This window comes from Tissierella sp. (assembly GCF_052089545.1).
Lineage (GTDB): Bacteria > Bacillota > Clostridia > Tissierellales > Tissierellaceae > Tissierella_A.
In genome coordinates, this window is sequence record NZ_JBQDAA010000105.1 from 1 (window position 1) to 7830 (window position 7830).

8 protein-coding genes are annotated in these 7830 nt (G+C 31.3%); all 8 read right to left on the reverse strand.

Annotated elements, in window-relative coordinates; translation table 11 throughout:
* A partial coding sequence (locus ACTHW2_RS08290; RefSeq protein ID WP_442263477.1) for an NAD(P)/FAD-dependent oxidoreductase occupies window positions 1-368 on the reverse strand: 368 nt, incomplete at its 3' end.
* A gap of 18 nt (window positions 369-386) precedes the next feature.
* A complete protein-coding gene (locus tag ACTHW2_RS08295) occupies window positions 387-740 on the reverse strand; it encodes an acylphosphatase (RefSeq protein ID WP_442263478.1) in 354 nt (117 codons plus the stop codon).
* Window positions 741-768: 28 nt separating this feature from the next.
* The gene (locus ACTHW2_RS08300) at window positions 769-3183 is read right to left on the reverse strand and encodes an ATP-binding protein (protein ID WP_442263479.1); all 2415 of its coding nucleotides are present in this window, start codon (window positions 3181-3183) and stop codon (window positions 769-771) included.
* A 1-nt stretch (window position 3184) separates the two neighbouring features.
* Window positions 3185-4288: a metallophosphoesterase family protein gene (locus ACTHW2_RS08305; RefSeq protein WP_442263480.1), complete on the reverse strand. Its 1104-nt coding sequence runs from the start codon at window positions 4286-4288 to the stop codon at window positions 3185-3187.
* A gap of 135 nt (window positions 4289-4423) precedes the next feature.
* The gene (locus ACTHW2_RS08310) at window positions 4424-5146 is read right to left on the reverse strand and encodes an amino acid ABC transporter ATP-binding protein (protein ID WP_442263481.1); all 723 of its coding nucleotides are present in this window, start codon (window positions 5144-5146) and stop codon (window positions 4424-4426) included.
* Window positions 5139-5843 carry an amino acid ABC transporter permease gene (locus ACTHW2_RS08315; RefSeq protein WP_442263482.1) on the reverse strand — a complete coding sequence of 235 codons (705 nt, stop codon included), beginning with the start codon at window positions 5841-5843 and terminating at the stop codon, window positions 5139-5141. Before ACTHW2_RS08315 ends, ACTHW2_RS08310 begins: the two co-directional genes overlap by 8 nt.
* A 14-nt stretch (window positions 5844-5857) precedes the next feature.
* Window positions 5858-6646: a transporter substrate-binding domain-containing protein gene (locus ACTHW2_RS08320; protein WP_442263483.1), complete on the reverse strand. Its 789-nt coding sequence runs from the start codon at window positions 6644-6646 to the stop codon at window positions 5858-5860.
* Window positions 6647-6970: 324 nt separating this feature from the next.
* Complete coding sequence (thiD, locus tag ACTHW2_RS08325; protein ID WP_442263484.1) at window positions 6971-7744, reverse strand: bifunctional hydroxymethylpyrimidine kinase/phosphomethylpyrimidine kinase; 774 nt, start codon at window positions 7742-7744, stop codon at window positions 6971-6973.
* Window positions 7745-7830 lie beyond the last annotated feature (86 nt).

Here is a 7830-nt window from a genome sequence, read left to right on the forward strand (position 1 = left end):
GCCCTTTTCCCATCTATTATTTCCATATCTTTAACCTTGTTTTCTATGCCTCTATTGTATAATTCTTTTAAAATACTTTCATCCTTTTCATCAAATGCAAGCACCATAGACCCTATCCTTTTGTAAGTAAACTCTAATTCCTCAGAAAGACTAGGGTACATAGAGGTTCCTTTTACATTTAACTTTGCCTTTAGAGTTCTTGGCTGGGCATCATAACCACCATGTATTATTGCACTATTTGCCTTTGTTCCTTCCTGGCAAACTTCAGTGTTTTTTTCTAATAGCAAGACCTTTAGCTTATACCGTGACAATTCCCTAGCTATAGAGGCTCCTACAGCCCCTCCTCCTATTATGATTATATCTTTCATAATTATCAGTCCTTATATTTAATATATAATTTTAAATTCCTTTTCATCTTCTTTTAAAGGTAAATCTTTTTCTGCTAGATTATCAATTGATAACCTCTTAAGTGATTTTAAATGACTTATTAGATAGTTGATTTTAGCTATTTCACCTTGTATTTCTGCTTCTACTCTTCCATCATCTTTATTTTTAACCCAGCCTCTTAAGTCTAGTCTTTTCCCTATTTCATATGTTTCTAACCTAAAGCCAACTCTTTGAACTTTACCTGAAAATATGAACTTTTTCCGAACAGTCTTGCTCTTTTCAATTTCAGGTATTACTACTTTTTTAGTTTTATATGTTAAATATGCACCTCTTGCTTTATCTATATATTTCATAATTCCCAAGTAACTCACCTCTTTTGTCTTATAGTTCTATTCTATTTCCTCCAAGCATCTTAGCTGTTTGAGGATCACAAGTTGTAAATATTATTTGATAATCTTTTGCAAATTCATTTATAAGTCTTACAGACTGCTCCTTACGAACCGGATCTAAATCTACTAAACAGTCGTCAAGTACTAGATATCCTCCCTTGTCAGGAAAGATATGTTTTAATAGCGCGAATCTAAGGGCAAGGCTTACACTATCATAGGTTCCTGCTGATAAGAGATCTATAGGTATTTGACCATTTTTATTTTGAAGTTTTATATTAAACTCTTCATCTATATCACCTTGCTTATAGTCACCATCGGTTATAAGTTCTAAGAGTCTAGCAAATTCATCTACTAAGCTTTCCATAGGATTATTTGATAACTCTTCTTTTGTTTGTAAAAACACTCTTTGAATTTCTAGAAACTTTTCTCCTCTTTTTATATTAGCATTAAATTCATTTTGAGCTTCTATATATTCTTTCTTTACTTCTTCATAGGTTGTATCTGACATTTCGTTTTGTGTTTGATAAAAAATCGGTTGCATTCTTTCAAGTTCTTCTTGATTAGTTGTCAGCCTTTCTTTAATAAGACTTAGTCCTTTTTTGAATTCTTCTGCTGTTTCAAATTCTTGAGGAAGTGCTTTTAAATTTTCTAGTTCTTCTTCTTTTGAATTTAAATTTCCCTTTTTTTCTACTAAGTTTAAAAGTAAGTTGTTAGAGTCAGTGTATTTTTCTTCCCATAATTTTATTTTTTCCTTTTCATTATTTTCTTTTGTTAGTATGTCTAACTCTTCATCCCTATTTTTATTTAAAAGTTCTTCAATTTCCCCTTCACTTCTAGAAGCTTTTATATCTTCTAGTTCTTTTATTCTTTCTTCAAGCTCAACCCTTCTTGTATCACCTAAGATATAGGCCCTTTGGTCTGTTAAACTTTCTATGGCTCTTTCTAACCTTTCTATTCTTTCAAGACAAAGCTTAGCATCTTCTATGGTTTCTACTTCTAATTCTTTTAAGAGTTTTTCATAAGATTCTTTACTAGTATTATATTTATTATTTAAATCTTCATAGTCTATATCGCCAGTTTTTATTTTTACTTCAAATCCATCTTTTTCTGATATATTTATTACTCCATTTGCTTCAAATGGTACATCTATTTCTAATTTTTCTCTTTGTCCAAAGTCTTTGCAAACATAAATATCTTTTTTATTTTCCCTTGTAAGCATGCCTATCATCTTGCTTGCTTTCATGGTAGTTTCTAATGTTAATATTTCAGTTTGAAGATCGCTTAATTCTTTTATATTATCATCATTTAATTTTGGTAACTTAGATAGTTCTTCAGTTAACTTTTCAAACTCTTCATCTTTTTCTTTTACTTCTTTAAGCTTTTTTTCTAGGTTTTTTCTAGTTTTTTCTTTTTCAATATTTTTCTTTTCTTTATTTAAACTTTCTTTTTCTTCTCTTGTTTTTTCTATTTTTTCTTCATATTGTTCTAAGAGAAGTTTAGCTCTAGGCCAGTCTCCATTTATTTTTGCTAATTCTTCTGCTTCTTTTTTTAAGGCATAAATTTCAGCTTCTAAAACAAGTCTCTTATTTACATCTTCTTCAACCTTTTCTAAACTTATCCTTTTTTCTTTTAAAGGTCCTATTTTTTCTTCTAATTCTTTTATTTTTTCACATATATCTTCAAATTCTTTTTCTGTTCTTTGAGTTTCTTCCATATCTAGGAGTAAGTTTTCTTTTTTATAATAGCTTTCTAATATAATCCCTTTACCCGTTTTGTAAGGGTTATTTACACCTTTATTATTTTGGGGATAGTTTTTATCTATATCCCATCTTTTATATAAGCTTTCTACCTCTTTTTCTATATCCTTTTGTAGCTTGTCTATAGATACTCCTTCAAGCTCCATAATGGTTTTTCTTAAGAGATCTCCTATTTCATCTGTTACTTCACTATTTCCTATTATATTATCCAAAGCTCTTTTTAAATCTTCCTGCTTTGCAAATACAATATTAGTATATGTACCTTCACCATAGTTCAATAGTTTTAAAAGTTCAGAGTTTATATCCTTTTCATTTTTATATATGCTTCCATCACTATTTGTAAATTTTATCGACTCTTTACTGCCCCACTCCTTATATATTTCATGTTGGCCTTCTCCTGTTTCTATTATGACCTTACCATCTATGGAGTCTCCTTTTGGCTTAGGCATAAATTTAGAAATAAAGTTTATATCAGCATTATAGCTTTTTCTAAGTTTGATATTTTTAAAAAGTGTAGAATGTATTCCATTTATAATAGTACTTTTTCCCGATTCATTGTCTCCAAGTATGACATTTAAACCTTGAGAAAACTCTACATTCATATCTTTCAATCCTGCAAATCTACTACATTTATAAGATTTGATACGCATATTAGTCCCTCCTCAATAAATCATAAGCAATCTGTAGTGCATCTTCATCATGGGTTAGTTTGTTTAAAAATTCATAAGGAAAAGATCCCTTTGTAAATTCTCTTTCTATAATTTCTTCATTTATCTTTATTTTTAAGTTTGAATCTTCTATCATCAAATGAAATAATTGAGACTCTAAATCTCTATAGTAGTTGCTTAAACTTTCATATACTTCTTCTGATAAACTTCCTTCAAGTCTTAATCTAAGTATTTTTTCCATGGGCTTCCCGTCTATTGCCCATTTTTTTATATCTTCTAAGTCCTTACTACTATTTACTGAAAACTTCTCATCTAAAAATCTATACTTTCCCGTTTCAACTCTTTTAGCATTTACTTCTTCCCCTTCTATTTCTATAAACCATGCACATCCCTTACCGTTAAAATCAAGTCCATCTGGTTCAGGTGTTCCTGGATTAAATATTTTATGGTCGGATATCTTTTCTTTAGCTGGATAGCAAACGTGAGTATGTCCAAGCAACCAAACATCTGTAGCTATATCGTTCAATTCATCTATTCCCATAGGATAGTAGTTTCCTTCTAAGTCGGCAGAAAGCCCTTCTATAGCTCCATGGGCTACTCCTATGTGATATGTGCCATCTTTTGAGATTCCTTCTTTCTTTATCCATCCTAGACTGTTTTCTTTAGAATGTTTGTTGTGACAGGGGGCTGGATATACAAGAGCATCTATACCATAATCTTTCAGGTTATAATATCTTTTTTCATTTAAAAGAATTATTTTTTCATTTGAAAAACTAGAGAACTCTTCCCATAAGTCTATTTTGCCATTATCATAATCATGGTTTCCTGGAAGTACTAATACAGCTGCTCCACTAAATTTATTTAAAATATTAACAGTCCTATTTATATCCTTTTTTGCTACCTTATTTGAATTAAAAAGATCTCCTGCTATAACAAATAAATCTGCATTTAAATCACTAGACTTATCTATCATTCTTTCTATAACTGAAAACCTTGCCTCGACTAATGATTCTTTTACTCTATCTCCATAGTTGTTAAACTTCATACCTATATGAATATCTCCTGTCTGAAATATCTTTAAAGACATAAACTTCCTCCTTAAGGATCTTTTATTTATTATTTTTATCAAGTATATTTCTTAATTATATCAGATAAATGATCAATGGTACAAAAAAGACCCTAAATTAAAAAGCTCTTTTCCATCCTAATGGAAAAGAGCTTTTTACAGTATTCTAGATAAAAATTCTCGTGTTCTTTCATTTTTAGGATTGTTAAACATATCTTTAGGTGAACTCATCTCTAGTATTACACCTTCATCCATGAAAGCAACCTTATCTGCTACCTCTTCAGCAAAACTCATCTCGTGGGTTACTACTACCATAGTCATACCATCTAAGGCAAGGTCTTGCATTACTTCTAAAACTTCCCCAACAAGTTCTGGATCTAAGGCTGATGTAGGTTCATCAAATAACATTATCTTAGGATCCATGGCAAGTGCCCTAGCTATAGCAACTCTTTGCTGCTGTCCTCCTGAAAGCATTGCTGGATATTCATCTTTTTTATCTTCCATACCTACTTTTTGTAAAAGTTCTATTCCTCTTTTTACGGCTTTTTTTCTGTTTACTTTTTTTACAGTTACAAGACCTTCTATAACATTGTCTATAACTTTCATATGTGGAAATAGATTGAACCTTTGAAATACCATTCCAACTTCTTTTCTCATCTCATTTATTGCTGCTTCTGAAGGTTCTATCAGTTTACCATCTATATAAAGCTCCCCTTTATCTATTCTTTCCAGAAAGTTTATACATCTAAGAAAGGTACTTTTCCCAGACCCACTAGCCCCTATGATAACCTGAACATCACCTTCATCTATTTTCATATCTACACCTTTTAAGACCTCTAAGTCTCCAAAATTTTTATGGAAATTATTTATTTTAATCATAAACTATATCATCCTTTGACTTTTCTGATACTTGTAATTTCTTTTCTACTAAATTTACTAACTTTGAAAGTGCATAAGTAAATACTAGATAATATATAGCAGCTACTGTAAACATTTCATATACTGAGTAAGTTGCTGAAACATATCTTCTTGTAACCATAATTATCTCTGTAATAGTTATGGCACTTGCAAGTGATGAATCCTTTATAGCTATTATAAACTGATTGCCTAGTGGCGGTATAGCTCGTTTTACAGCCTGAGGTAGGACAACTCTTTTCATAGCTTGAAACTGTGTCATACCAAGCGATCTTGCAGCTTCTACTTGACCTCCTGCAATAGAGGATATAGCACCTCTAAATATTTCTGCTATATAGGCACCATTGTGAAAGGCTAGTGCAATAACTGCTGCTGTAAAAGGCGGAAATTGAAGACCTAGTTTAGGTAGTGCACTATAGACAAATATAAGCTGTAGCAAGAGAGGCGTTCCTCTAACTATAGTTATATATATATTACTTATTCCTTGTAAAACTTTAAATCTACTCAGTTTCATAAATGCAAATACTACACCTATTATTGTACCTGCTATTATAGATAGAAAAGATAATCCTATTGTCATCCCAGCTGCAGGTAAAAACTTGGGAATATATTCTATAACTGTAGAAAAAAAGCTTATTATTGTATTTATAATTGTACTCATCTTTCAGCTCCTAATTATTCTATTTCGTCTGTCATGTCGTACTCAAACCATTTTTCACTTAGTTCTTTATATGTTCCGTCTTCTACCATATCTTCTAAAGCATCATTTATAGCTTGTAAAAGTTCATCATCATCTTTTCTTATAGCTATACCTATTTCTTCTCTATATAATGGTTCTCCTACCGGTTCCATATCTATATCATCTTTTGCAGCATTATATAAACCAACAAGTTTAGCTGTTATAAGTCCATCTAAACGTCCAAATTCTAAATCTCTAATATTATCTACATCACCTTGGTAAGATTTTACATTTATATTTTCCATATCTAATAATTCCTTTTCAAACGTTGTACCTACTACTACTCCTATGTTTCCATCTTCAAATTCACTTATATCTTCTACTTCTGTTTCTTCTTTAGTAAATAATTGCGCATCATCATAATAATATGGTCTTGAAAAACTAACTTGTTCTTCTCTTTCAGGGGTAATAGCCATACTTCCTATAACTGTATCAAAGTTTCCTCCCATAAGCCCTGTCAATATACCATCCCATTCTGCTGTTATGGGTTTTGCTTCTACTCCAAGTCTTTCAGCGATCTCTTTTGCTATATCTATATCAAACCCAACTATTTCACCATCATCATTTGAAAAGTTAAACGGTGGATATTGAGCTGTCATAGCAAAACTTAATTCTCCACTTTCCTTGACCTCTTCTAGTGTATTAGTTTCTTTCCCGCAAGCTCCCAATACAAACACCATACTTAATATTAGTCCTAACATTAAAACTTTTTTACTGTTTTTCATTTTTTCTCTCCTTTTTATTTTTTGAACAAAAAAACAGACATCCTAAGCCTTTCTATTTTATAAAATAGAAAGATTAGAATGTCTGGCTAATTTTTAGCTCTAAAGTATATCCCTATACTCGATTGGATTCCCCTTATTAAGTTTCTTAATAGGACCCTCCAAAGACCACAGTCTCCCGATTCATTTTTCATATTCACCTTTCAGAGGATATTAAAAATATTCTCATACTAAGCAATATTACTTCATGCTCGCTTCACATTATTTTTTTGTTCGTTAAAATCTATCTAAAATCATATCATACATTTGCACTTAGGGCAAATCTTTTTAATATAGGTGATTTAGAGGACCTCTACCTTTTCCTAAATCTAATCCATCTTTTATAGCTCCAGTTAAATATTCTTTAGCCTCTACAAAAGCTTCTTTTACATTCATTCCCTTAGCTAAATTTGCTGCTATTGCTGATGATAGTGTACATCCTGTTCCATGGGTATTAGGGTTTTCTACACGATCTCCTTTTATCCAATCTACTTTACCATCTAAATAAAGTACATCGTCAGCACTTTCATCTAAGTGACCACCTTTTACCAGTACAACACCATCTATAGACTCGCCTATTATTTTAGCTGCTCTCTCCATATCTTCTTTTGTATGGACATTTATCCCACTTAAAACACCCGCTTCCTTCATATTAGGTGTTATTATACTAGCTAATGGCAAGAGTTCTTCTTTTAATGTATCTATAGCTTTAGAATCCATTAAAACACTACCACTAGTGGCTACCATAACTGGGTCTATCACTATATTTTTAGCATCATATTCTTTTAATTTTTTTACGATCATCTTAACTATATATTCATTAGAAATCATTCCTATTTTTATTGCATCTGGATATATATCCTCAAACACTGCATCCATCTGTTTTCCTATAAATTCTGGTGATAAATCTGCCACATCAGTTACTCCCATTGTGTTTTGAGCTGTTAAAGATGTAATAACACTCATGCCATATGTTTTGTGAGCAGCAAAAGTTTTTAAATCAGCTTGAACACCTGCTCCACCACTACAATCTGAACCAGCTATAGTCAATATTTTTTTCATTGTTTATCTATGCCTCCTAAGTATTTATTTACATAGCTCGTTGCAGAACTCTACAACTCGCATATTTACTACGTTTATTTACATTG